Below are 22,486 nucleotides of genomic sequence, written 5' to 3'. Positions count from 1 at the left end.
CTTCGGCAAAACTCAGCGGGGAGGGCGCCATGACATTCGAAACCATCCTTTACGACGTGTCCGAGGGTCTGGCGACCATCACGCTTAACCGGGCCGACGTGATGAACGGCCTCAACACCCGTATGCGGGCGGAGATCCGCACCGCGGTTGAGCAGGCGGGCAAGGAGGCGCGGGCGCTGGTGCTGACCGGATCGGGGCGCGGGTTCTGCTCGGGTCAGGATTTGGCAGACACGGCGGGCAAGACCGTCGATATGGAACAGACCCTGCATGACGAGTATGAACCGATGCTGCGGGCGATCTATGATTGCCCGATCCCGACATTGGCAGCTGTCAACGGCGCGGCTGCCGGGGCGGGTGCGAATCTCGCGCTGGCCGCAGATATCGTGATCGCCACCGAAAGCGCGTATTTCCTGCAAGCCTTCGCCCGGATCGGTCTGATCCCGGATGCGGGCGGCACCTACTGGATGCCCCGGCAGATGGGCTTTGCCAAGGCGATGGGCGCGGCCCTGCTGGCGGACAAGATCACGGCAAGGCAGGCCGACGATTGGGGCCTGATCTGGGCCGCCATCCCCGACGATCAGTTTGAGGATCACATCGCCGCCCGCGCGCGCCAATTGGCCACCGGCCCGACCCAAGCCTATGCGCGGATCAAGCAGGCCCTGCGCGCCAGCTATGACAACGATCTGGATCAGCAACTGAAGCTGGAGGCCCGCCTTCAGGGAGAGGCCGGCAACACCCGCGATTTCGTCGAGGGGGTTATGGCCTTCCTCGAAAAACGTCCCGCCGATTATCAGGGCAGATGAATAGCGATACGATCCGCACGATGGGTGAGGGGGACGTGCCCGGCATCGCACGGGTGTTCCACATGGCGGTGATGCAGGGGAGTGCGGCACATTACGACGCGGCGCAACGGCTGGCATGGGCCGGTTCCGGACCGGATCCCGTGAAATGGCAAAATTTGCTGGCGCCCCTCGACGTGATTGTCGCGGTGGATGCAGCGTCCGTCATCGTCGGTTTCGCCTCTCTGCGGGGGAGTGACGGATTGCTCGACCACCTGTTCGTCCTGCCATCCCGACAACGCACCGGACTTGCCGACCGCCTGTATCGCCGGATCGAGGAGATGGCGCGCGATCAGGGCTGCAAGCGCCTCTGGGCGGAGGCAAGCCTGCTCGCCCGCCCGTTCCTGCAACGACAAGGCTGGCACGAGACGAAGGCGCAGGAGGTTCCGGTGCGTGGGCAGGTGATCCGCAATTTCGTCATGGAATATCGTCTGGATTGAGGGCGCCCTCACTCGAAGACGATAAAATACCCCCTATATTTTCCTTTGGATAAGGGAGACCGATATGAACGGCAGACGTGAACCGGGGATGGGACCGGCAGTGCCGCAAGGCACGACTTCAGGTGCGACACGACCGATCAACGTGACGGTTTCGCCCGAGCGTCGGGGCGGAAACACCGTCCTTTTCTGGCTGTTGATTGCGGCGATGCTATTGACCGATCTGGCGATCCTCTGGCGCGTTTGGCCCATGCTGCTCGAGCTGTGGACCGCGTCCGATCTCTCAGCGGACACGGCACCGCTTGAGGCTTGGCTTCTGACACTGATGGCCGCGAACCTTGTCTTTGGCATTCCGGCCCTTTTGTCGCGACCGCGTTGAACCTGCCGTTGGGCGCTTGACGTGCCGGGGCGGCAGTGGCCTTTTGTCGGCATGAGTTTAGCATCACGGATCAAGAAATTTCCCCATGCCGTCGACCGGACCCGGGGGCAGGACGTCGCTGGTTCGTTCAGCGGGCCGCTGGCTCGGCTGATCGCTGGCGCGGCAGGCAGTTCCAATCACCTGGCCCGGCTGGCGCAGGCTGAGGCCGAATGGCTCCATACCGTAGCCGGGCAGGAACCCGAAGAAACGCTCGACGTGCTGTGCACGCCACCCGAGGGCGATCCGGCAAAGATGTTGCGACAGGCAAAGCAGCGTGTCGCCCTGCTGACGGCGCTTGCCGATCTGGGCGGGATATGGCCGACAATGCAGGTGACGGCGGCGTTGACCCGCTTCGCTGATATGGCGTTGGACCATACGACAAAACACCTGATCGCGGCGGAGATCGCCCGGGGCAAGCTGCCCGCCACGCCCGCCGATGCCGGATATGTCGTCTTCGCCATGGGCAAGATGGGCGCGGGGGAGCTGAACTATTCCTCCGACATTGATCTGATCTGCATGTTCGATGAGACTCAGCACGCCCCCGAAGATTATGCCGAGGTGCGCGCGACCCTGATCCGCGTCACCAAGAAGCTGACTCAGATAATCGGTGCGCAGACCGGGGATGGCTATGTGTTCCGCACCGATTTGCGGTTGCGCCCGGATCCCTCCACCACGCCGGTATGCATGGCGATGGAACCGGCGGAGCGGTATTACGAGAGTCTGGGCCGCACTTGGGAACGCTCCGCCTTCATCAAGGCGCGCCCCTGCGCCGGGGACATCGCCGCGGGGGAGGCGTTTCTGGACAGGTTGCGCCCCTTTGTCTGGCGCCGCTATCTGGACTTCGCCGCGATCCGTGACGTGCGCGACATGATGCACCGTATCCGCGACCACAAGGGCCTGTCCGGCCCGATCGAGGCCGCCGACCACGATGTGAAGCTGGGGCGCGGCGGCATACGTGAGATCGAATTCTACGCCCAGACGCGGCAGTTGATCGCGGGTGGGCGCGATGCCTCGCTGCGGACACGCGGCACGCTTGACGCGTTGAACGCGCTGGAGCGGGCAGGGCACATCCCCCCCGGCACCGCCGAAACCCTGACCGGGCATTACACGGCCCTGCGCGACATCGAACATCGCATCCAGATGCTCGACGATGCGCAGACCCACACGGTTCCCCGCAACACGGACGCGCTGAAACGGCTGGCGGCGCTGTGCGGCTGCGACGACACAGGGGCGTTCCTGAAGGCGCTGACCGAACGACTGGTCGCGGTGCACGCCATCTGCATGCCGCCCGAGGCGGAGGATGAGCGCCCGCAGGCGCAGTTCGAAACGGATGGGGGCACGCGACAGATCACCGATGCCTGGCCGAACCTGCCCGCATTGCGCTCCCCCCGGGCCGAGGCGCTGTTTCACCGGCTTGCCCCCGGTATCCTGAAACGTTTGTCCGGGGCGGCTGACCCCCATGCGGCATTGGTTCATTTCGACAGCTTCCTCAGGGGCTTGCCGGCAGGTGTTCAAGTGTTCTCCCTGTTCGAGGCTCGGCCCGCCCTACAGGATTTGCTGGTCGAGATCTGTGCGACCGCCCCGGCGCTGGCGCGGTATCTGGGGCGGCACGCCAGTGTCCTCGACGCGGTTCTGGACCGCGAATTCTTCGCAGAACTACCCGAGCTCGACGCCATGGAACGCTCGCTGATGATGGCTCTGAACGATGCGGACGATTACGAGGCGAAGCTGGATGCGACCCGCCGTTGGCAAAAAGAGGTCCATTTTCGCATCGGCGTGCATCTGCTGCGCGGCATCGCGGATGGCCACTCGGCGGAGAAAGCCTATTCCGACCTCGCCCAGTGCTGCATCGTCGCGCTCTTGCCACTTGTGATCGAGGAGCAGGTCCCCCGCCATGGTGCGCCCCCCGGTGCCGGTGCCGTCGTGCTGGGCATGGGCAAGCTCGGCTCGTTCGAGATGACGGCCTCCTCCGATCTGGATCTCATCATGCTCTATGATGCGGATGCCGCGGATATGAGCGATGGCCCCGATCCCCTGGCCGCGCCACAATACTATGCCAAGCTGACCAAACGCCTGATTACCGCCCTGACCGCGCCCACGTCCGAGGGCACATTGTACGAGGTCGATATGCGCCTGCGGCCCTCCGGCAAACAGGGACCGGTCGCGACTTCGCTGGCTGCGTTCCGGCGTTATCAGTCGCGTGAGGCATGGACATGGGAGCATCTGGCCCTGACACGCGCCCGCCCGGTGGCTGGACCGCCTGATGTGCAGGAAGAGGCCGCGCAGGCCGTCGCGCAGGTCATAGCGTTGCCGCACGACGCGGAGAAGGTGCGCGCCGACACCGCCGATATGCGCCGTCGCCTGATGGAGGCGCACCGCCCCGGCAGCATATGGAAGGTCAAACAAGGTCCGGGTCGCTTGCTGGACATCGACCTGTTCCTTCAGGCCGGTTGCCTGCTGACCTCGGCGTGCAATGCCGATATCGCGGATCTGGTCCTGCACGATTGGCTGAATCAGGAAGAGGCCGCCTGCATTGCCCAGACCCGAAAGTTGATGAGCACGCTTCAGGCCATCGGACGGGTGGCGCTCGATGGTGAATTTGATCCCAATCGCGCAGGTCCGGCCTTGATCGAGGTGCTGCTGGCCCAGACCGGGTTCGACGATCTCGACGCGCTGCGCACCGAGTTGGAGAGCAGGATCGACACCGTTTCGGCGTTGATATCCGACCGCCTCGCATGAGCCTGCCGATCGTGTATCACCCCGATTACATGGCGCCCCTGCGGACGGGGCATCGGTTTCCGATGTCGAAATATGGTTATCTGCGGGCGCATCTGGTCAGGCAGGGCCTTTTGCCGGAAACGGGCGGCTACCTCGCCCCCGCACCGGCCAGCCTGTCGCAGGTGGCCGCCGCGCAGGGCTGGGACTACGCCGACCGTGCCTTTCGCCTGTCCCTGACGGCGGCGGAAGTGTGTGAGATCGGCCTGCCGCAGAGCGAAGCCGTTCTGCGGCGTGCCCGGCTGGCCAGTGCGGGCACGGCGCTGGCGGCGCGGCTGGCGCTGGAACACGGTGTGGCAGTCAATCTGGCGGGCGGTTCGCATCATGCCGGTCCGGGGTGCGGCGCGGGGTTCTGTGTTTTCAACGATGTGGCCATCGCGGCGCGAACCTTGCTGGACGAGGGGCAGATGAGCCGCATTCTGGTGGTTGATTGCGATGTGCATCAGGGCGACGGCACCGCCGCAATCTTCGCGGAGGAGCCTGCCGTTTTTACCCTGTCCCTGCACGCGGAGAAGAACTATCCGGTGCGAAAGCAGACCTCGGACATCGACATCCCCTTGCCCGATGGGCTGAAGGATAAACCTTATCTGGAGGTGCTGGGCGAGGCCCTGACGCCGCTATGGGATCAGGTGCGCCCGGATATCGTGTTCTACAATGCCGGCGTCGATCCGCATCAGGCGGACCGGCTGGGGCGGCTGTCGCTCAGCGATGCCGGGCTGGCGGCGCGGGACGACTACGTGCTTGCCTCGGCGCGGATGCGGGGCATACCAGTCGTCGGAGTGATTGGCGGCGGATACGGACCGGAACCGGACCGGATCGCGGCCCGACACGCACTGATGGTGGCGGCAGCCGCGCGACATGCGGCATGACTTGTGCCACATGACTTATGCGGCGAACGGCAGCGTCGTAACTTGCCCCAAAAACAGGAGAATTCCATGAACCGACGCTTCGGATGCTGGCTGGACCTGCCCAGCCCCCATGTGGCCGAAATCGTGGCCCAGACCGGGTTCGACTGGGTGCTGATCGACCTTGAGCATGGTCCCATCGGGGTAGAGACGGCCAGCCTGATGCTGATGGCGCTGAAATCCACGCCAGCGCGAGGCATCGTTCGCATTCCCGAACTGACCGAGGGCTGGATGAAACGCGCCCTCGACATGGGTGCCCATGGCGTGATGGTGCCCAACATCGCGGACGCCGCACAGGCGGAGCAGGCGGCCCAGTGGTTCCACTACGGCCCCCGCGGGCACCGGGGTGAGGCGCAGAGCGTCATTCGCGCCGCCGATTGGGGGCGCAACGCCGCAGGCTATTCCGGCGGGGTCGAACTGATTATCCAGATTGAACACAAGATCGCCCTGTCGCAAGCGGCGGAGATCGCGGCCATCGACGGCGTGCATATGCTGTTCCTTGGCCCGTCCGATTTCGCCGCGGCCTCCGGTCTGGCCAAGGACGCGCCGGAGGTTCTGGACGCCGCCCGGCATGTGGCGCAGGCCGCGAACGCGCAGGGAAAACGCTCCGGCTCGGTCCTGTTTCCCGGCGGGACGGTCGAAACCTTGCACAGTGCCGGGGTGACCGATATCTCCATCACCAGCGATGTGGCGACGCTGGTTCAGTCGCTGGACGCAACACTTGCCACGGTCAAAGGATAGAGACATGCCCCTGCACAACACCTCCCCCGACGACCCGCGCGGCCTGATCGCCGAAGCGTTCGAGATGGATATCGAAGCACAGGATTGCCGCTCGATCTTTTTCGATTGGGCATTGGCGGAGGCCGGGCCGGATCAGATGGCAAAGCTTGATCGCTTGATCGACCGGTTCCGGGGGACACATTCCGACCACCCCATGTTTGCCGTCCTGATCGAGAGCAAACGTGAGGGTGCCGCACCCCGCAGGCGTGGCGGCCATGCGGCCCGCGCCGTGGGGTAAGGTCGTCCCCAGCGCCGGAATGTCGGCGTTCAGGGCCGTGTGTTCGCCCGGGCGGTCGGAATCGCCGCCCGGAACTGATCTGGCTGAGCCTATTCCGCCGCGACTTGCCCGCGGGCTTGAGCAGGGGCTACATGCATCCCCAGCCGCGCCAGCAGGTCCTGATCCTTCCACCCCGCCGGATTGCCGGTGGTCAAAAGCTGATCGCGCACGAAGATCGAGTTCGCGCCGGCGAGGAAGCACAGCGCCTGCAATTCGTCGCTCATCCCCGTGCGCCCGGCCGACAGGCGAACCACCGAGGCGGGCATCAGGATGCGAGCCAGCGCAACGATCGATCCTGAGGCGATGGTCAGCTTCACCAAGAATAAACGGCGTGAAACCTGCCGAGACCACCGTTGATACCTTCACGAATTTGGCGAGCCAGGTGAGGCCGAGCACATAAACCACCACGAGGCCTGCGAGCACAGCCAGAAAATGCCCGATTAGCCCGCGACCCTACGGCCAGCCAGCCGGTCAGACCTGCGCCCAGCAGATAGCCGGCAAGGTAGCCGCCCGTTGGTCCCGCCATATAGGCCAGCCCGATGCCGCGTTCCGGCGCGCCCGAGAAGACCGGCATCCCCCGCGCCCCCGTCGTCAGACAGGTGGCCATGGCCACCAGCCCCAGCCGCGGCCCAAGGGCGGCGGAGAGGAAGAACACCGCCAGCGTGTGCAACGTCATCGGCACCGACCAAAACGGCTGGATAACCGCCCATTCCTCATCGCTCAGTTCATGTCGCCGCATCACAACCTCCTCTGTCGGAGATACTGAATCACGCGACGAACGAATGGGGGAAGCCTGATTATGGGGACAGACCCTAGGATGCGCTTGTGCTCCTTCTGGAAGTCATCCCAGGTAAGGCGGGTGATCTCTGCCTGTCGGCGGGTCGAGAAGAGAGCGAAAACGATCACCTTGTGCATGAGCATGGCCTGGGGTGTTCTCTGGCGCCGATCAATGAAATGGGCCAGCAGCCGGTCGAGTTCATCGTGGGTGGCTCTACGGTTCCGCTGCGCTGAAAGGAAGATGATCCCCATGCGGCGCGCGACGGTGATCACGTCTTTCATCTCCCGGTCATCCAGTCGGAAGTCCCACATTGGTCGAGCTATGGCGAAATTGGAGGCGAGATGGCTCGCGTAGTTCCCGACTGTTTGCGGTTGTCCGGGCAGAGACTGAAGGAACTCGATGATGTTAGGCGCAGATAAATGACTGATAAAATTAAAAAACAAGATTTATCAACGGCCGCTCGCCTTTCCGTCGCCCCCATGATGGATTGGACAGATGTTTCCATAGTTCCAGAGGGTTAGATGGCGCAATGTGCGCACTATGTGCAACACGAAATCGGCTTCTGGCGCGCTCTGTCGGGCGTTTGGGGGTTGTGCGGAGGTCTGGACTCATAGCCAGTAGATCACAGTCGCGGCGAGAGCGATCGCGGACAGGAAGACTTCGGGCATCTGTCGTAGCGGGTTGCGACGCGCCGCCAATCCTTGAGCCTGCCGAACATGATCTCGATACGGTTGCGGCGTTTGTAGCGACGCTTGTCGTATTTCACGGTCTTCTTACGCTGCTTCCGGCCTGTCGGGCGGAGACGAAGAAGCTGATCGGCCGACCATGACTGTCGCAGACGGCATGCAGTTTGGTGTTCATTCCGCCCTTGGTGCGCCCTATGAGGCGACCACGCCCCCCTTTTTGACGCCCACGCTGGTCGCGGTCGGGTGTGCCTTGAGGTAGGTTGTGTCGATCATGACCATCTTCTCTTCGCAGTGTTCGGCGGCCAAGCCGGCCATTATCCCGGCAAAGACCCCCTTGTCGCTCCATCGCTTCCATTGGTTGTAGAGCGTCTTGTTCGGACCGTACGCCATGGGCACGTCGCGCCAGCGTAAGCCATTGCGTTTTATGAATATAATACCGATCAGATCACGCCGATCGTCGACGCGGGGCCTGCCGTGAGACTTCGGGAAATAGGACTCCAACCGCGCCATCTGCGCGTCACTCAACCAGAATAGATCAGACATGTCACCGCTTCGTTTTCGGAGCCGTGAATCACGCGGTGCGACTGAAATCAATGGGTCCAGACCCTGGTTACAAGCCAATGATTATGGCGGACCTTGCAGAATCCAATCAATGCAACAGTCCCAGTCGGAAAGTCTCTCAACAGGATGACGATGCCCTCGCAAAACTAAGACGAAGGTGTTTGCCAAGCGATCATCGCGCCTGCGGTCAGTCGCGGGTCAGGCGGATCTGGTAGCGGAAACGCCCTGCGGGATGGAAATTGATCGACGCCTCGATCAGCCTCTCATCATCGGTGTAGTAGCGGCGCGTGATTTCAAGAAGTGGATGGCCGACGGGGATCAGCAGCCGTGATGCGACATTTGACGTGGCAAGCGCCGAATCTATGTCCTGATACACCTGCTGGATCTTCAGTCCGTAGTTCTCTTCGAGAAGGGTGTAGACTGCCTTGGCCCGCGTCCCGATCTCTTTCACGATGTCTGTGTGCTCCGGACGTATGAAGATTTCCGAGTATCCGATCGCGGCGGCGCCAGGCTCGGCGATCCTGAGGACGCTGACCCGGATCCAGTTGGCGCCGAGTTCGCAATGCAGCCGCGCTGCCGTATCACGGTCGGCGAGGATACTGTCGACAGACAACACTTCGAGTTTCGTGTGGCTGGCATATTGCAGGAGCTCCTCGAGCGTATTGATCGAATAGGAGAAATCCTTTTTCGGCTGATCCGAGATCAGATAGGTGCCGGCACCTTTCCGGCGCTCGATCATGCCGAGATCCTGCAGACATCGCATGGCTTCGCGGATGGTATGCCGACTGACGACATACTGCGTCGCAAGATCAGTTTCCGGGACAAGACGGTCACCGATTTTCAGGTCGCCCGCGCCGACCTTATCGAGCAGTTCGTTCACGATTTCCCTGTACCGGGGAATGTTGGGCGAACTTTTTGGCATGGGCTGGATGGGCCTCCTTGGCTACAGGGTTCCTGAACTTAGGGCAAAAGGGCCAGAGACAGCAAGGGCACGGCGTTGATTAGCAGCAGTCCGAACAGCTGGATCGAATAGAAAGGCAGGACGCTGCGGGTGATGCTTTGCACCGGGAGCTTGGTGATGCGGCTCATCACGAAGAGATTGAGCCCGATCGGCGGCGTCAGCGTCGCGATCTCGACGAGGGCGGTGATGATGACGGCGAAGTGGATCGGATTGACGCCAACCGCGTTTGCCATCGGGAACAGAACCGGGCTGAGCAGCACGATCAGCGAGATACCGTCGAGGAACATGCCCAGCACGATCATCAATAGGTTAATGGCCAAAAGGAACTGCCAGGCCGGAATGTCGGCTTCGGCGATCATGGAAGTCAGTTCGCGCGACAGGCCAAGACGGGTGAGCACTGCAGTCAGGAGGCCGGAGCCGATGAGGATGCCGTAGATCATCACGGTTTGCGAAACTGAATCGCAGGCGGTACCCCAGACGTCGCGAACGGTCGCTGTGCGGTAGATCACCAGGACAAGCAGGACGGCATAGAGCGCGGCGAGGGCGGAAACCTCGGTCGGGGTGAAGTAGCCCAGATAGATCGTTCCGATGATCAGGACGGGCATCAGCAGCGCCCCGGTCGCTCCGGGCAGACGGCGGCCGAATTGCTTCCAATCCGGCGGCTTGGTGGCGGAGCCGTAGCCGTGACGACGCGACAGCCACAGGGTCATGCCGGTCAGCAGCGATGCCTGCAGCAGGCCGGGCAGAATGCCCGCGATGAAGAGATCGGTGATCGGCATGCCGACGATGGAGCCGATCAGGATGAAGGTGAGGGACGGGGGGATCATCAGGCCCAAGGTCGCATTGACTGCGACGATCGAAGCGGCAAATTGCTTGGGATAGCCTTCGCGAGGCAGCAGATCGACCGCGGCCGGGCCCATCGCGACCGCACAGGCGACGGATGATCCGTTCACCGCCGAGAAAAAGACGCTCGACAGCGACAAGGCAAGGGCGATGCCGCCGCGAAAGCAGCGCAGGATGCTGCCCATCAGCTCCAGCAACACTAGGGCGAGGTTGCCGCGTGTCATCAGGTTGCCGGCGAAGATGAAGAACGGGATCGCCACCAGCGCATAGCTGTCGATGGAATCCCAGGCCATCTGTGCGATCAGGATGATAGGGATGTTGAGGTTGAAGCTCAGCATCAGGGTGGCGACGACGCCGAGGGCGATGGCGATATGTACCCCAGCGGCGACGAAGATCAGCAGAGCGATAAAGGCGATGACGGTCAGCATTTGTTTTCGCTCCTCAGGACACGATTTTCGAATTCGGATCGACGCCACGGGTCAGGGCGTACATCGAGCCGATGAAATGAAGTGCAAACAGGGTGCCGCCGATCGGTGTGGCCATCCGGACAAACCAAAGGGGCAGGTCCAGGTTGGAGTCGGTCATCATCCCGATATAGGCCATATGCCGGACCTCGACGATGCCTGCGTAGATCAGGATTCCGGAAAACCCCAATCCGATCAGGCAGTTGAGCCAAGACGACGCCATCCGTGCCCAGGGCGGGAGCATGTCGAGCAGCAGGTCCATACGAATGAAGTGATGGTGACGCGTGGCAACGCCAAGGCCCATCATCACACTCCAGACCACAAGAAAGCGCACCAGCTCCTCTGCCCACCAGTAGCTTTCGGCGAACAACGAGCGGCTCATCGCCTCATAGAACATGACACCCATTGCGGCGCACATCAGGATGGTCGCTAGATTGAGAATGATCCGTTCCTCGAAGAACACCCACCAGCGTGGAAGTAGTTTGACTGTTTCCATCTCGACCGTGTCCGCCCCGGGTTCATCGTCGGACAGGGGGGGCGTGCCAGGTTTATCTGTCATGGGAAACTCCTGTTTCCTGTGTGCCGGTCGGGAGGAGGCCCACGTCTCTTTCAGCGACGTCACCCGCCCGAAGAAGCGCTTTTTCGGATAGCGGCGGGCCGATCAGTTGCAGGGCGACGGGCAGACCCGCATCGTCGAAGCCTGCAGGAACCGAAAGCGCGGGAAATCCGAGGTAGGAGACCGGGCGGGTCAGATCCGACAGACCCGCGATCACGGCGCGCATGTCGCTGCCCGCTTGCACGTCTGTGGTGGCGTCGGTCGGGACGAGCCTGCGAAGGACCGGAGCGAAGAGCATGTCGCATTCCGAGAAGGTCAGGGTCATCATCGCGTGTGCATACGCGGCCCGCAGCTGCAACGCCTGCCGGTATTGAACGGCACTGATCGCCAGACCCTGCGGCAACCGCGCAAACACCTGTGCGCCGTAGTGTTCGGGATGCGCTTTCATGCGGTCGGCATGAAGGGCGGTAGCCTCAGGTGTGAAGACGATATTGGCCATCTCACCAAAATTGGTGTGGTCGGGTGACGCAACGTCGCGAAAGCTGGCGCCTTCTGACTCGAGGTCTTTGCGGGTGCGGTCCAGCTGCGCTGCGACCTGCGGATCAAGATCGTCGAAATACCAGCTTTCGGGAATGCCGAAGCACAGTCTTTCGACCCCTTTGCCGATCCCCACCGCGTAATCCTCACCATTGCCCGCCAGGGTGTTGAACAAGACCGCAACATCTCGGGAGCTGCGGGCGAGCACGCCGGGACAATCGAGTCTTTCGGACAGGCCCATCATGCCATCCTGCGGCAACAGCCCCTGCGTGGGCTTCAGCCCCGGGTCATCGCACATCGCGGCGGGCAGCCTGACCGATCCGCCGGTGTCCGACCCAAGCGCGCCTGCGGCCAGACCTGCCGCAACCGCAGCACCCGATCCGGACGACGATCCGCCGGTGACGTAATCCGTGTTCCATGGATTGCGGCACCGCCCGATGTGGGCATTGTGCCCGGTGGGACCCATGGCGAATTCGTTCATGTGCAGACGGCCCAGCGTGACCTCCCCGGCGTCGTTGAGCCGCTTCATCAGCGTCCCGGTGCGGTCGGCACGATGTCCCGCTATCGCGGGCCTTCCGTATTCACTCAGGCGACCGGCGTCGTGGAACATGTCCTTGTGAACCAACGGAATGCCATGCAGCGGTCCGCGCAGCTGGCCGGCTGCGCGTTTCTTGTCCAGCGTGCGGGCACGTTCGAGCGCTGTTTCCGCCTCGACCTCGACACGGCAGTTCAGCTTGTCCGAGACCGCGGTGATCCGCTCCAAGTGTTCCTTTACCGGCACTTCGAAAGCCATTTTACCCGATGCCAGTGCCTCCGACATGTCGTGCAGCGATTGCAAATGTCCAACGGTCATCAGCTGGCATCGTCGTGCATCAGGCGGTCGTGATCGGCGCACAACAGGTGGAAGAGATTGGTCGCGGGTGAAAGCAAGCGTACGCTGTCGCGCTCCTGCGCGATAACGCGCGATGCGGTGACCGCATCGCGCGCGCTCTTCAACCGCTGCCGTTCTGTCGTTGGTTGCGTTGCTCACAATCTCCTCCCAAAGATGCGTGACGGGGTGTCGAATGCCTTCGGCGGGTCAGATCACCCCTTCTTTTCTCAATCTTTCCTGATCTTCCAGACCCCAGCCGAGGCCCTCCAGCAGATCGGCGGTGTCCGCCCCCAGATCGGGTGCTGCGTTCATCAGACCCTGCGACCCGTTTACACGCACCGGTGGGCTGAGCATGGAAAGCGTGCTGCTGTCTTTGCGCGGGAAGGATTCCGTACGGCGGCCTTCGGTAACGAAATCGGATTCAAGTGCCTGCCCGATATCGTTAACAGGGGAGATCGGAACGCTGCCGCCCAGCAGTTTCATCCACTCCGCGGTGGTCTTCTGGCTGAGCGCGGCGTCGATCATTTCGGTCACTTGCTCGCGGTGCTTCAGCCGCGCCGAGAAGTCGGCGAACCGGGGGTCGGTCGCCCATTCGGGATGCCCAAGCTTGTCCGCAAGGGTGGGCCAGAACTTTTCCTTGTTGCACATCACGAACACCCAGCCGTCCTTGGTGGTGAACATCTGCGAGGGTGTCAGCGAGGGATGCGCACCGCGCGGTTCACGGCCCTGAATATGACCGTTGTTCAGATACCATGTGGCCAGATAGCTGAGGTTGTGCAGGGCCGTGTCGAACAGGTTGACGTCCATGTCCATCCCTTTGCCCTGCGCCCGGGCGCCGACAACTCCGGACACCAGCGCGAAGGCCGTCATCAGGCCGGTCATCATGTCCACGATCGACACCCCGAACCTTGAGGGCGGCCCATCGGGTTCGCCGGTCACGCTGAGGTATCCCGCCTCGGCCTGCATGAGATAATCGTAACCGGGCCAGTTCTTACGCGATCCTTCGCGGCCGTAGGCCGACAGGTGTGCGCAGACGATCCTGGGGTTCACGTTTGACAGCGAGGAGTAGTCGAGGCCCAGCTTCTCGGGCAGGTCGCCACGCAGATTGTTCATCACCGCGTCCGCGTTCTTGACCAGCCCTTCGAAGATCTGCCGCCCTTCCTCGTGCTTGAGGTTCAGCGTCAGGCTGCGCTTGTTGCGATTGAACGATTGGTGGAAGTAGCTGTCGCCCTCGCTGAAATAGTAGGGCCCGACCTTGCGGCCGACGTCGCCGCCTTCCGCCGGATTCTCGATCTTGATGACGTCTGCGCCAAGATCGCCCAGCAGCATGCTGCCGAAGGGGCCCGCCCCGTATTGCTCGACTGCGATCACGGTGACCCCTTTGAGGGGCAGCATCATATCGTTCATGGTACGTTTCCCTTACAGTGGGTTCTGTTCGATGTGACGCTTGGCGATGATCAGTCGCTGGATCTCGTTCGTGCCTTCGCCGATGCACAGCAGCGGCGCGTCGCGGTACAGACGCTCGACCATGAATTCCTTGCTGTAGCCGTAGCCACCGTGGATGCGCAGCGCTTCCTCTGCGTTCTTCAGCGCGGATTCGGTGGCGAACAGCTTGGCCATGCCGGCCTCGAAATCGCAGCGCTCACCGCGATCCAGCGCAGCGGCGGCGTTCTCGACCAGCAGGCGTGATGCGGTGACGCGGGTGACCATGTCACCCAGTTTGAGTGCGATTGCCTGATGTTCGTGGATCTGCTTGCCGAAGGTTCTGCGCTGCTGGCTGTACTTGGTCGCTTCGTTCAGCGCAGCCTGCGCGATGCCGACACCCCGTGCGGCGACGTTGACGCGGCCAAGTTCCAGCCCGCTGATGGCGCAGATCATGCCGCGTCCTTCGGTTTCGCCGATGAGGCGGTCCGCCGGAATGCGGTAGTTGTCGAACACCAGTTCGGCGCTGTCGATGCCCTTGTAACCCAGCTTTTCCAGCTTGCGGGACACCGTGAAGCCTTCGCCCTTTTCGGCGATGAACATCGACATGCCCTTGTGGCGGGGGTCCGTCTTGGGATCGGTCTTGACCAGAAGGGCAAAGCAGGACCCTTCGATGCCGTTGCTGATCCAGGTCTTGGTTCCGTTGATGACATAGTCATCGCCATCGCGCTTGGCGGTCATGCGGATCGCCTGAAGGTCGGTGCCGCAGTCGGGCTCCGTCAGCGCCAGCCCGCCGCGCAGTTCGCCCGTGGCGAAGCGGGGCAGCAGAGCTTCCTTCTGTTTCTCCGTTCCGTTCTTCATCACGATATAGGACATGATAAGGTGACTGTTGATAATGCCGGCCAGGGACATCCAGGTGGTCGAGATTCGCTCGATGATCTTGGCGTAGGTCGAAGGCCGGAGACCGAGGCCGCCGAATTCTTCAGGGATGATCGCGCCGAAGAGACCCATCTCCTTCATCTGCTCGACAATCTCGGACGGGTAGATGTCGCCGTGCTCCAGCTTCATCGCCTGGGGTTCCACGTCGCGTTCGAGCCAGCGGTTCACGCTGTCGAGCATCATGCGTTCGCGTTCTGCTTCGTCGTTGTCGAGTTCTGTGAACTGGCGGTTCATGTTCGTGTTCCTTTCGATCTGTCAAGCGTGCGCGGGTTCAGCCGCCGAAGGGGCGAAGGCGCGCAGCAATGAGGCGAGGGGTGTGTCGGTGTCGATGGACAGCAGCGTGTCGCGCATGGCGGTCGCCTGATCGCGCGACCCTGCCAAGGCGGAATTGACGTTGTATTTCTCGACGATTTCGGCGTTGGTCAGAGGCCGTTCGTCGGCGCCGCGGTTGATGTGCTCGCGGTGGCGCAGTTCGGTGCCGTCCTTCAGCGTCACGATCAGCTCTCCCGAATAGGCCTTGGGAAAGGTTGAGTCCGGATCGGCGCGGTAGGACACGCGGTTCGCAAGGTCGAGCGTTTCCGGATCATGCAGCGCAGCGTCCTCAAGTTCGACCAGCGTCATGCGGTTGTTCGTGATCGCAGTGGCGATGAGATACGGGATCGAGAACTGCGCGTCATAGCTGTTGGACGGGCGTTTCTTGTTTGCTTCGGGCTCGCAGACGGTCTTGATGACCTCTGCCGGGACAAGCGCGGTGATGTGGTCGATCTTGTCCAGCGTCGCGCCCCGTTCCCGCAGGGCGAGGGCCGCGTCGATGTTGGAATGGGTGAAGTGGCAGGCAGGGTAGGGCTTGATCGCCGTCTTCATCAACTCCCATTCCGAGCCCAGACCACTGGACGCGAGCGAGATGTCGCAGTTTTCAGCCAGTGGCCCCAAATAGGCGTTATAAAGACCGAAACGGCCTGTGAAGGGGCTAGAGATGCCGTTAAAACCTTCCTTCGCCATAGCGGCGGCGGTGATCCCTGCCTGAGCGGCCCAGCCGGGATGGAAGCGTTTGTTCCACGCCCCGTCTTCGAGGAATTCCAGACTGCCCGAGGCGAGGGACAGCGCCAGCCCGAGCGCGTTCTGAAGCTGGTCTTCGGTCAGGCCCATCAGGCGACCGGCGGTCATGGTCGCGCCGAACACGCCCGCAACACCGGTCGGGTGAAAGCCCACCTGGTGAAAGCCACCCTTGGCGACCGCGCCCAGTCGCGCGGAGACCTCAATGCCGATGATATAGGCCGTCAGCATCTCGCTGCCCGACGCGTCGACGTGGAAGGCGGCAGACAGGGCCGCAGCAAAGGCGCTGGCGGAGGGGTGGACGACACCGGCGATGTGAGTGTCATCGAAATCGAGCCCGTGTATCAGGAATCCGTTTACCATGGCAGCATCGCGCGGCGACAGCGAAGCACCCATTCCAATGACAGGCACATTGCCGTCCCCGCCAAGTCCGTGGATCGCCTTCATAGTGCGCTTGGCGAAGTCGAACGTCGCGCTCGCCATTGCGATGCCCGCGGAATCCAGCAGATGGTGCATCCCGCGCACCCGGACGTCATTGGGGATGTCCGCGTCTTTCAGGCTGGCGGTAAAGGCCGCAATGGCGTGGGACGGATCTTGGATGTCGGCGAATGTCATGGTTTTGTTTCCTCCACAATTTGAATGCCACTGCTTGCAGGACTACTCCGGTCGGCGCGGCACTAGGCTACTGCGCACGAAAGTCATGAATACCGTGCCATCCGCTTTCACACCTTCTGTCCGGGTCTTCACGATGCCTTGGGTCGGGCGCGATTTCGAGACGCGAATGTCGAGAACTTCCGAGCGGGCATAGACTGTATCGCCCGGAAACACCGGCGCCTTAAGCGTGATTTCCTCCCAGCCGAGGTTCGCGATCGCCTTGTAACTGATATCGTCCACGGTCATCCCCAGGACGATCGCCAGCGTCAGGCCGCTGTTAACGAGAGGTTTGCCAAATTCCGATTTGGCCGCAAAGGCCGCGTCGCAATGCATCGGATGGCGGTTCATCGTCATCAGGCTGAAGTTGATGTTGTCCGATTCCGTGATCGTCCGTCCGGGCCGGTGTTCGTAGATGTCGCCCTTCACGAAGTCTTCCAGGTAACGGCCCAGGTCGGCTGTAACGGTACTGGGTTCGGTTCTGGCTGCTGTCGTCACGGGGCGCTCCCTTGGAATTGTCACTTGCTTAGTCGAAGATGTCCGGACAAAATAGCTGTGTCAAGATGAATATATCCAACAATAGGAAGGAGCCCTTTCATGTCCTCGACCGATACCGCACCTGAGCCCCCCCCGATACGGTCCTGGCTTTTCGTGCCGGGAAGCCGGTCCGAGCGTTTTGCGAAGGCCTATGCCAGCGGTGCGGATGCCGTCATCATTGATCTGGAGGATGCGGTAGCGCCCGATGCAAAGGATTCGGCGCGCGACGCGGTCGTGTCCTTCATGTCGGCAGAAGGGCTGCAGGTGGGGATCCCGATCTATGTCCGGTTGAATGACATTCGGTCGCTGAACGGCATCAGAGATCTGCTAGCGATCTGCGACGCGGTTCGCGCCAATCCGGGGGCCGCCGTCGCGGGAGTCATGTTGCCGAAGGTATCCTGCGCGGAAGATGTTACGCTTGTCGCGCAGATCATGGATGATGCGAACGTCCCGCTGCGCATCGGTGCTTTGCTCGAAACTGTCGCCGGAATCGAACGGGCCGCAACCATTGCGAAAGCATCGCCGCGGCTTCGGTTTGTGATGTTCGGGGGCGCGGACATGGCGCTGGATCTCAGGGTGCCGATGGAGTGGGAGCCACTGCTCGCGGCACGCACCGATGTGGTCCGTGCGGCCGCAAGTGCGAAGATCGACGCCCTCGACATGCCGTGGATCGACCTTGAGGACAAGGAAGGGTACGTACATGAAATGGAACGCAGTTTCTCGCTCGGATTTACCTCCCGGGCGGCCATCCATCCGTCCCAGATCGCCGCGATCCATGCCGCGCTGACGCCCTCGGCTGCCGAGACCGCGGGCGCGCGTGACGTCATGACGGCTTGGGAAAACGGGGCAGGGGGCGTGGCCATGTTGAACGGCAAGTTGATCGAAAAACCGCTCGTCGCGCAGGCCGGGCGGATCCTCTCGCTCGCCGAAAGAGCGGCCGGGAAAGGTTGAGATGACGCGCTCTGCCAAGGGCCAGCTGGTTGTCGTTCTCGGGGTCGTCACGATGGTGCAGGCCCTGCTGTCACTGACGGTTCTCGCAGCCGCCAGCATCGCTCCAGAAATCACGCAAGCCTATAATATCGTACCGGAAATGATTGGCTATCAGATCAGCATCATCTATTTCGCTGCGTCTGCCGGATCGATTGTGGCGGGCGTGGTGATTCGGCGGTTCGGCCCTGCCACGACCAGCATGATCGCCTTGTTGATCGCGGCCTCAGGGCTTGCGGGTCTGGCGAGCGGGCTGCTGATCATCGCGGCACTTTCGGCGTTCCTGATCGGGGTCGGGTACGCATTGACCAATCCGTCCGCCGCGCGGATTCTCGATAAGCATTGTCCGCCGGGGCATCGCAATTTTGTCTTCTCCCTGAAGCAGACTAGCGTGCCGATCGGCGGAATCATCGGCGGGCTCGCCCTGCCTTTCATCGCCGAGGCGGCAGGTTGGCGTATCGCGATCCTGACCGCTGCGTGTCTGTGCCTGATCGCTTGCGTCATCGTTGCTCCGTTCCGCCGACGCTGGGATGGGGAGCGCGAACAGTCCGTCCGATTTCGAGGGGGTATCTTTGCCGGCCTGGCCGAGCTGAGGCACAACCGCGGGCTACGCTCTTTGGCGATCACGTCGTTCTGCTTTTCCGCGATGCAATTGTCGCTGATGTCGTACGTTGTCTCAACGCTTGTGATCGACCTGCACTGGACCCTTGTCGCCGCAGGGGCGATGACCGCAGTGGTTCAGTTTTTCGGCGCGACCGGGCGCCTTGTCTGGGGCTTGCTTGCCGACCGGACGGGAAGTCCGATGGCGCTGCTCGCCACGATCGGTGCAATAACGACTGTCGCGGCTGTGTCGATGCCGCTGCTTTCCGCCGAGAGCACCCTCGCCGCCGTCGCAATGATTCTCGTACCGTTCGGATTTGCCTCGATCGGGTGGAACGGCATCATGCTTGCTGACATCGCGCGGCATGTCATCCCCGAAAAGGTCGGGGACGCGGCGGGCGGTGTCATGGCGGTGACCTTCATCGGGGTTGTCATCGGCCCTGCGACGCTTGCGCTTGTGCATGGCGTGACCGAAAGCTTCCCGCTTGCCTTCTTTTGGCTTGCCTTGTTACCGATAATCGGGGCGGTAACGGCCCTGAGGGCCCATATCAGGGCGCGCCACGCCCGATAAGTCAGGTGTTAATACGGACAAAGGAGTTGATTTAGTGCGGTTGCTGGGCAATTATGTCCGTACAGGATGCTCAGATGCTTGCACTCAAGGGAGGAAAACCATGAAAAACTTTAGATTTGCCGCTATTTTTGCTGCCGCTGTTACTGCAGGGACCGGTACATTTGCGCAGGATACCTACGAGATGGTCATGACCAACGATCTGGCCACCTCGCACTGGGCCGCCAAGATGATGGACGATTATGCGGCCAGGCTGGAAGAGCGAAGCGATGGACGGATCGACGTTTCGGTGTTCCCTTCGGGCACGCTCTATACCGACCGCGACGCAATCGCGGCTTTAGGTACCGGTGCCGTACACATGGTCTGGCCGGTCAGCGTCAATCTCGAGTCGATTGCGCCGGAATACGGTGTCGTAAACCTGCCGTTCTCTCTTACCGACAAGTTCATGCAGTCCGACGGGGCGGTCGAAGAGCTCTCGCAGATGATGTCCGAGATCATCGAGGGCCGCGGAATCCGCGTCATGGGGCTGATGCGGACTGCCGACCTCATCTTCCTCTTCAAGGACCAAGCGGTCACCAAGCCCGAGGACCTGTCGGGCGAGCGTGTGCGGATGACCGGCGGCCGGGTCCTGCAATCCATGATGCGCGAATTCGGTGCCAGCCCGATTTCCATGCCCGCGAGCGAAATGGCTGCCGCGCTGATGCAGGGTGCCATAGACGGGATATTCACCTCGGCCGGCGGCTGGGAAATGGTCGGCACCAATGCGGCGCACACCGCAAGCTATATCCCGGGTCTGAGCCTGCTGTCCTATACCATCGTTGCAGATGACAAGTGGCTGAACGACCTGCCCGAAGACTTGCGGAAGATCGTGGTCGATACGACGAGCGAATTAGTGCAGAGGCAGTGGCAGGAAGGCATCGACAAGGACAACGCGACTATGCAGAAGTTGTTGGACGAAGGTGGCGAGCTCGTGATAGCGGATGAAGCGTCGCAAGCCGAATTCCGCAGCCTGGCAGAAAAGGCATCGGCAGAATTTACCGACCGCTTCCCGGAAGTCTGGGAGCAGTTCCAGACCCTCAAGGCAAAATACGAGTGATTGGTTGGTTGGGGCGGTCTTGTGCCGCTCCTTTCCATTCCGGCGGAGACTGATGTCATGAGCGAAGTTCGACAGACCAGCGCCATGCAGATCATCTCGAAGGCGCTTGCCGATGGCAACTGTGCGACCCTGCTGGACGTCGGGTGCGGCACCGGCGGGCTGAAGCCGCATATGGAAAAGCTCGGCGTTCGCTGGACGGGTGTGGACCCTGCTATAACAAGCCCTGTACCGGGCGCGCATGCCGCAGGCGCGGAGGCCCTCCCGTTCGAGACGGGGACCTTTGATGCGGTGCTGTTTCTGAATTCACTTCACCACGTTCCGATCGACCAGATGGCACAGGCGCTTGATGAGGCGCTTCGCGTGCTCGCCCCCGGACGCGGCCCAATCATTGTGATCGAGCCGGCGGTTGAGGGGGATCTCAGCGAGATGCTGCGTCATGTCGATGATGAGGCGATAGTGCGCACGGCAGCACAGACGGCTTTGAAGAAGCTCTTGCAAGAAGGGCGCGCGAAAGAGACGGATGCCTATGATTACATCCGAAATGAACGCTACAGCGGATTTGACGATTTCGTATCGCGCATTGCTGCTGCGGATGACTCGCGTATCGAGGCTCTGACCCGGAACCGTGAGTTGCTGACACAAGATTTCCGCCGGCTGTCTGCGCAGGACGATCGAGGATATGTCCTGCGACAGTCGATGCGCGTCAGGCTCCTGACGCATCCGTAAACCGCGACCTGTCTGCGCTTGCGAAGGTCAACCGAACGTGCAGTCCGCCGTATATAAATATTTGGGATAGTCAACTTATTGCCTGTCCTCTGACCTCCGCCTCTCGGCACAGTTTCAAGCGGCCATTGCTGCCGCAGTCTCGTTCTCCAATGGAGGATCGGCTCGATTCCGTCGCAACTTCAGGCTGGTAGGGGGTGCCTATGTGCGATCCGTGTGCAATGCGATCCGCCAAGAGACTTACGATTTCACAGATATTTAGCCGTGATCGGTATCCAGTGGCTTCGATGGGTCTGACTTCTTGTGGTTCGCCCTTGAGCCCGTCTTGCGCGCTGCGGCGAACCCGCGGTCAGTCGACATGAAGCGGTCGAGCATGGGTGCAACGAGGCGGGTGGGCTCAAGGTCCTGGCCGGTCTGGTGGCCCAGGACAGCTGCGTAGTCGCAAAGGTCGCGGTGCACATCGGCGGGAAGTTCCACGGTCAACTTGACCGGCTTGTCGTCATGGATCGGTCCAACCCGCGCTTGCGCAGGAAGTCCTGACGGTCCTCGTCCGACCGTGCGACGATCTTCTCCCGCGCAGCGCGGATGCCATCGATGAAGGGCGCGGGCGAGGAGTCAGCGAAGCGGCTGAGCGCCGGGGCCGCCTCGTGGGCAAAGCGAGAGGCCGCGTATTTCGAGTGCCGGATCGTGATCTCTTGGAAGTCCTCGACGCCCCAGAGGTTGCGGTTCTGGCAGACCGCGCGCAGGTAGAAGCTGGCGATGCCGTGCGTCTTCGCCCCCACCTCCGAATTCCAGCAATAAAATCCCCGAAAAAAGTAGAAGTCGGGCGAGCCATCGGGCAGCAGTCCCGCCTCTATCGGGTTGAGGTTGTCGACGAGGAACAGGAACACGTCGCGGTCCGAGGCGTAGAGCGTCGTCGTCTCCTTCGTCACGTCCACGCGCGGGTTGTAGATGCCGGTCGACCAGTCGAGCACGCCGGGGACCTTCCAGCGCGTGTCTCCTGTGCCGTTGCCCGCGATGCGCTGAACTGCAGACACAAGCTCTTGGGCGTAGATGCGCCCATAGTCGGGGCCGGTGACAGCGCGCAGTTCGGTGCGACAATCCGCGACCTCCATCGTCTTGATCTGCTCGGCCCGGTGGTTGTGACCTGCCACGGGATTTTTCCTCCACTTGGAATTAGAGTCCGACCCAACGAAGGGACGGACCATGAAGCGAACGA

23 protein-coding genes and 3 pseudogenes are annotated in these 22,486 nt (G+C 61.9%); 11 read left to right on the top strand and 15 right to left on the bottom strand.

What is annotated here, in order from left to right:
- Window positions 1-29 precede the first annotated feature (29 nt).
- From H1S03_RS16345 to H1S03_RS16315, 7 genes are all read left to right on the top strand, one after another.
- Window positions 30-803, top strand: a complete 774-nt coding sequence (locus H1S03_RS16345) for an enoyl-CoA hydratase-related protein (RefSeq protein ID WP_185805230.1) — start codon at window positions 30-32, stop codon at window positions 801-803.
- Window positions 800-1,279, top strand: a complete 480-nt coding sequence (locus tag H1S03_RS16340; protein ID WP_185805229.1) for a GNAT family N-acetyltransferase — start codon at window positions 800-802, stop codon at window positions 1,277-1,279. The genes H1S03_RS16345 and H1S03_RS16340 overlap by 4 nt, the downstream gene beginning before the upstream one ends.
- 64 nt (window positions 1,280-1,343) lie before the next feature.
- On the top strand, window positions 1,344-1,655 hold the full coding sequence (locus tag H1S03_RS16335; RefSeq protein ID WP_185805228.1) for a hypothetical protein: 312 nt from the start codon (window positions 1,344-1,346) through the stop codon (window positions 1,653-1,655).
- Window positions 1,656-1,706: 51 nt separating this feature from the next.
- On the top strand, window positions 1,707-4,433 hold the full coding sequence (gene glnE / locus H1S03_RS16330) for a bifunctional [glutamate--ammonia ligase]-adenylyl-L-tyrosine phosphorylase/[glutamate--ammonia-ligase] adenylyltransferase (RefSeq protein WP_185805227.1): 2,727 nt from the start codon (window positions 1,707-1,709) through the stop codon (window positions 4,431-4,433).
- Entirely contained in the window at window positions 4,430-5,338 is a 909-nt protein-coding gene (locus H1S03_RS16325) for a histone deacetylase family protein (protein WP_185805226.1), read from the top strand. The genes glnE and H1S03_RS16325 overlap by 4 nt, the downstream gene beginning before the upstream one ends.
- Before the next feature lie 66 nt (window positions 5,339-5,404).
- Window positions 5,405-6,115, top strand: coding sequence for an HpcH/HpaI aldolase family protein (locus H1S03_RS16320; RefSeq protein ID WP_185805225.1), 711 nt, complete (start codon window positions 5,405-5,407; stop codon window positions 6,113-6,115).
- Between the two features lie 4 nt (window positions 6,116-6,119).
- Window positions 6,120-6,392 carry a hypothetical protein gene (locus tag H1S03_RS16315; protein ID WP_185805224.1) on the top strand — a complete coding sequence of 91 codons (273 nt, stop codon included), beginning with the start codon at window positions 6,120-6,122 and terminating at the stop codon, window positions 6,390-6,392.
- Between the two features lie 89 nt (window positions 6,393-6,481).
- On the opposite strand, the pseudogene H1S03_RS16310 reads toward H1S03_RS16315, so the two are convergent.
- From H1S03_RS16310 to H1S03_RS16250, 13 genes and pseudogenes are all read right to left on the bottom strand, one after another.
- Window positions 6,482-6,721 (bottom strand): annotated as a pseudogene (locus H1S03_RS16310) (biotin synthase BioB); the annotation flags it as partial.
- Window positions 6,722-6,744: 23 nt separating this feature from the next.
- Window positions 6,745-7,170 carry a biotin transporter BioY gene (locus H1S03_RS17740; RefSeq protein WP_249777969.1) on the bottom strand — a complete coding sequence of 142 codons (426 nt, stop codon included), beginning with the start codon at window positions 7,168-7,170 and terminating at the stop codon, window positions 6,745-6,747.
- Window positions 7,170-7,490 carry a hypothetical protein gene (locus H1S03_RS16300; RefSeq protein ID WP_185805223.1) on the bottom strand — a complete coding sequence of 107 codons (321 nt, stop codon included), beginning with the start codon at window positions 7,488-7,490 and terminating at the stop codon, window positions 7,170-7,172. The genes H1S03_RS17740 and H1S03_RS16300 overlap by 1 nt, the downstream gene beginning before the upstream one ends.
- Window positions 7,491-7,817: 327 nt before the next feature.
- Window positions 7,818-8,438, bottom strand: a pseudogene (locus tag H1S03_RS16295) (transposase); the annotation flags it as partial.
- Window positions 8,439-8,643: 205 nt separating this feature from the next.
- Entirely contained in the window at window positions 8,644-9,336 is a 693-nt protein-coding gene (locus H1S03_RS16290) for a UTRA domain-containing protein (protein ID WP_185805222.1), read from the bottom strand.
- Window positions 9,337-9,416: 80 nt separating this feature from the next.
- Complete coding sequence (locus H1S03_RS16285; RefSeq protein ID WP_185805221.1) at window positions 9,417-10,688, bottom strand: TRAP transporter large permease; 1,272 nt, start codon at window positions 10,686-10,688, stop codon at window positions 9,417-9,419.
- Window positions 10,689-10,701: 13 nt separating this feature from the next.
- Window positions 10,702-11,283, bottom strand: coding sequence for a TRAP transporter small permease (locus H1S03_RS16280; RefSeq protein ID WP_185805220.1), 582 nt, complete (start codon window positions 11,281-11,283; stop codon window positions 10,702-10,704).
- On the bottom strand, window positions 11,273-12,670 hold the full coding sequence (locus H1S03_RS16275) for an amidase (RefSeq protein WP_185805219.1): 1,398 nt from the start codon (window positions 12,668-12,670) through the stop codon (window positions 11,273-11,275). The genes H1S03_RS16280 and H1S03_RS16275 overlap by 11 nt, the downstream gene beginning before the upstream one ends.
- Window positions 12,670-12,813 (bottom strand): hypothetical protein, encoded by a 144-nt coding sequence (locus H1S03_RS16270; RefSeq protein WP_185805218.1) that lies wholly within the window; start codon window positions 12,811-12,813, stop codon window positions 12,670-12,672. The genes H1S03_RS16275 and H1S03_RS16270 overlap by 1 nt, the downstream gene beginning before the upstream one ends.
- 82 nt (window positions 12,814-12,895) lie before the next feature.
- Window positions 12,896-14,095, bottom strand: coding sequence for a CaiB/BaiF CoA transferase family protein (locus H1S03_RS16265; RefSeq protein ID WP_221892741.1), 1,200 nt, complete (start codon window positions 14,093-14,095; stop codon window positions 12,896-12,898).
- 12 nt (window positions 14,096-14,107) lie between these two features.
- Window positions 14,108-15,283, bottom strand: a complete 1,176-nt coding sequence (locus H1S03_RS16260; protein WP_185805217.1) for an acyl-CoA dehydrogenase family protein — start codon at window positions 15,281-15,283, stop codon at window positions 14,108-14,110.
- A 21-nt stretch (window positions 15,284-15,304) separates the two neighbouring features.
- A complete protein-coding gene (locus H1S03_RS16255) occupies window positions 15,305-16,720 on the bottom strand; it encodes an MmgE/PrpD family protein (RefSeq protein ID WP_185805216.1) in 1,416 nt (471 codons plus the stop codon).
- A gap of 42 nt (window positions 16,721-16,762) precedes the next feature.
- On the bottom strand, window positions 16,763-17,254 hold the full coding sequence (locus tag H1S03_RS16250) for a MaoC family dehydratase (protein WP_221892740.1): 492 nt from the start codon (window positions 17,252-17,254) through the stop codon (window positions 16,763-16,765).
- Between the two features lie 99 nt (window positions 17,255-17,353).
- Between H1S03_RS16250 and H1S03_RS16245 the strand changes: the two genes are divergently transcribed.
- From H1S03_RS16245 to H1S03_RS16230, 4 genes are all read left to right on the top strand, one after another.
- Entirely contained in the window at window positions 17,354-18,244 is an 891-nt protein-coding gene (locus tag H1S03_RS16245) for an HpcH/HpaI aldolase/citrate lyase family protein (RefSeq protein ID WP_185805215.1), read from the top strand.
- Between the two features lies 1 nt (window position 18,245).
- Window positions 18,246-19,451, top strand: a complete 1,206-nt coding sequence (locus tag H1S03_RS16240) for an MFS transporter (RefSeq protein WP_185805214.1) — start codon at window positions 18,246-18,248, stop codon at window positions 19,449-19,451.
- Between the two features lie 100 nt (window positions 19,452-19,551).
- On the top strand, window positions 19,552-20,544 hold the full coding sequence (dctP, locus tag H1S03_RS16235; protein ID WP_185805213.1) for a TRAP transporter substrate-binding protein DctP: 993 nt from the start codon (window positions 19,552-19,554) through the stop codon (window positions 20,542-20,544).
- A 57-nt stretch (window positions 20,545-20,601) separates the two neighbouring features.
- Window positions 20,602-21,270, top strand: a complete 669-nt coding sequence (locus tag H1S03_RS16230; RefSeq protein ID WP_185805212.1) for a class I SAM-dependent methyltransferase — start codon at window positions 20,602-20,604, stop codon at window positions 21,268-21,270.
- A 255-nt stretch (window positions 21,271-21,525) separates the two neighbouring features.
- Here H1S03_RS16230 and H1S03_RS16225 read toward each other — a convergent pair whose 3' ends face one another.
- Complete coding sequence (locus H1S03_RS16225) at window positions 21,526-21,726, bottom strand: DUF2274 domain-containing protein (RefSeq protein WP_347339239.1); 201 nt, start codon at window positions 21,724-21,726, stop codon at window positions 21,526-21,528.
- Window positions 21,727-21,770: 44 nt separating this feature from the next.
- A pseudogene (locus H1S03_RS16220) lies at window positions 21,771-22,409 on the bottom strand (DUF932 domain-containing protein); the annotation flags it as partial.
- Window positions 22,410-22,486 lie beyond the last annotated feature (77 nt).

It is taken from the genome of Pontivivens nitratireducens (assembly GCF_014235845.1).
Classification (GTDB): Bacteria; Pseudomonadota; Alphaproteobacteria; order Rhodobacterales; family Rhodobacteraceae; genus Pontivivens; species Pontivivens nitratireducens.
Note: the sequence above shows the minus strand (reverse complement) of the source record. Positions and strands in the feature narration are given on the sequence as shown.

Excerpts from the sequence above, each read along its gene's own strand:
- H1S03_RS16245 (WP_185805215.1), top strand. The coding sequence starts at position 17,354 with ATGTCCTCGACCGATACCGCACCTGAGCCCCCCCCGATACGGTCCTGG.
- H1S03_RS16240 (WP_185805214.1), top strand. The coding sequence starts at position 18,246 with ATGACGCGCTCTGCCAAGGGCCAGCTGGTTGTCGTTCTCGGGGTCGTC.
- H1S03_RS16315 (WP_185805224.1), top strand. The coding sequence starts at position 6,120 with ATGCCCCTGCACAACACCTCCCCCGACGACCCGCGCGGCCTGATCGCC.
- H1S03_RS16265 (WP_221892741.1), bottom strand. The coding sequence starts at position 14,095 with ATGAACGATATGATGCTGCCCCTCAAAGGGGTCACCGTGATCGCAGTC.
- H1S03_RS16260 (WP_185805217.1), bottom strand. The coding sequence starts at position 15,283 with ATGAACCGCCAGTTCACAGAACTCGACAACGACGAAGCAGAACGCGAA.
- H1S03_RS16325 (WP_185805226.1), top strand. The coding sequence starts at position 4,430 with ATGAGCCTGCCGATCGTGTATCACCCCGATTACATGGCGCCCCTGCGG.
- H1S03_RS16300 (WP_185805223.1), bottom strand. The coding sequence starts at position 7,490 with ATGAAAGACGTGATCACCGTCGCGCGCCGCATGGGGATCATCTTCCTT.
- H1S03_RS16255 (WP_185805216.1), bottom strand. The coding sequence starts at position 16,720 with ATGACATTCGCCGACATCCAAGATCCGTCCCACGCCATTGCGGCCTTT.
- H1S03_RS16230 (WP_185805212.1), top strand. The coding sequence starts at position 20,602 with ATGAGCGAAGTTCGACAGACCAGCGCCATGCAGATCATCTCGAAGGCG.
- H1S03_RS16335 (WP_185805228.1), top strand. The coding sequence starts at position 1,344 with ATGAACGGCAGACGTGAACCGGGGATGGGACCGGCAGTGCCGCAAGGC.
- dctP (WP_185805213.1), top strand. The coding sequence starts at position 19,552 with ATGAAAAACTTTAGATTTGCCGCTATTTTTGCTGCCGCTGTTACTGCA.
- H1S03_RS16320 (WP_185805225.1), top strand. The coding sequence starts at position 5,405 with ATGAACCGACGCTTCGGATGCTGGCTGGACCTGCCCAGCCCCCATGTG.
- H1S03_RS16280 (WP_185805220.1), bottom strand. The coding sequence starts at position 11,283 with ATGACAGATAAACCTGGCACGCCCCCCCTGTCCGACGATGAACCCGGG.
- H1S03_RS16285 (WP_185805221.1), bottom strand. The coding sequence starts at position 10,688 with ATGCTGACCGTCATCGCCTTTATCGCTCTGCTGATCTTCGTCGCCGCT.
- H1S03_RS16340 (WP_185805229.1), top strand. The coding sequence starts at position 800 with ATGAATAGCGATACGATCCGCACGATGGGTGAGGGGGACGTGCCCGGC.
- H1S03_RS16345 (WP_185805230.1), top strand. The coding sequence starts at position 30 with ATGACATTCGAAACCATCCTTTACGACGTGTCCGAGGGTCTGGCGACC.
- H1S03_RS17740 (WP_249777969.1), bottom strand. The coding sequence starts at position 7,170 with ATGCGGCGACATGAACTGAGCGATGAGGAATGGGCGGTTATCCAGCCG.
- H1S03_RS16275 (WP_185805219.1), bottom strand. The coding sequence starts at position 12,670 with ATGACCGTTGGACATTTGCAATCGCTGCACGACATGTCGGAGGCACTG.
- glnE (WP_185805227.1), top strand. The coding sequence starts at position 1,707 with ATGAGTTTAGCATCACGGATCAAGAAATTTCCCCATGCCGTCGACCGG.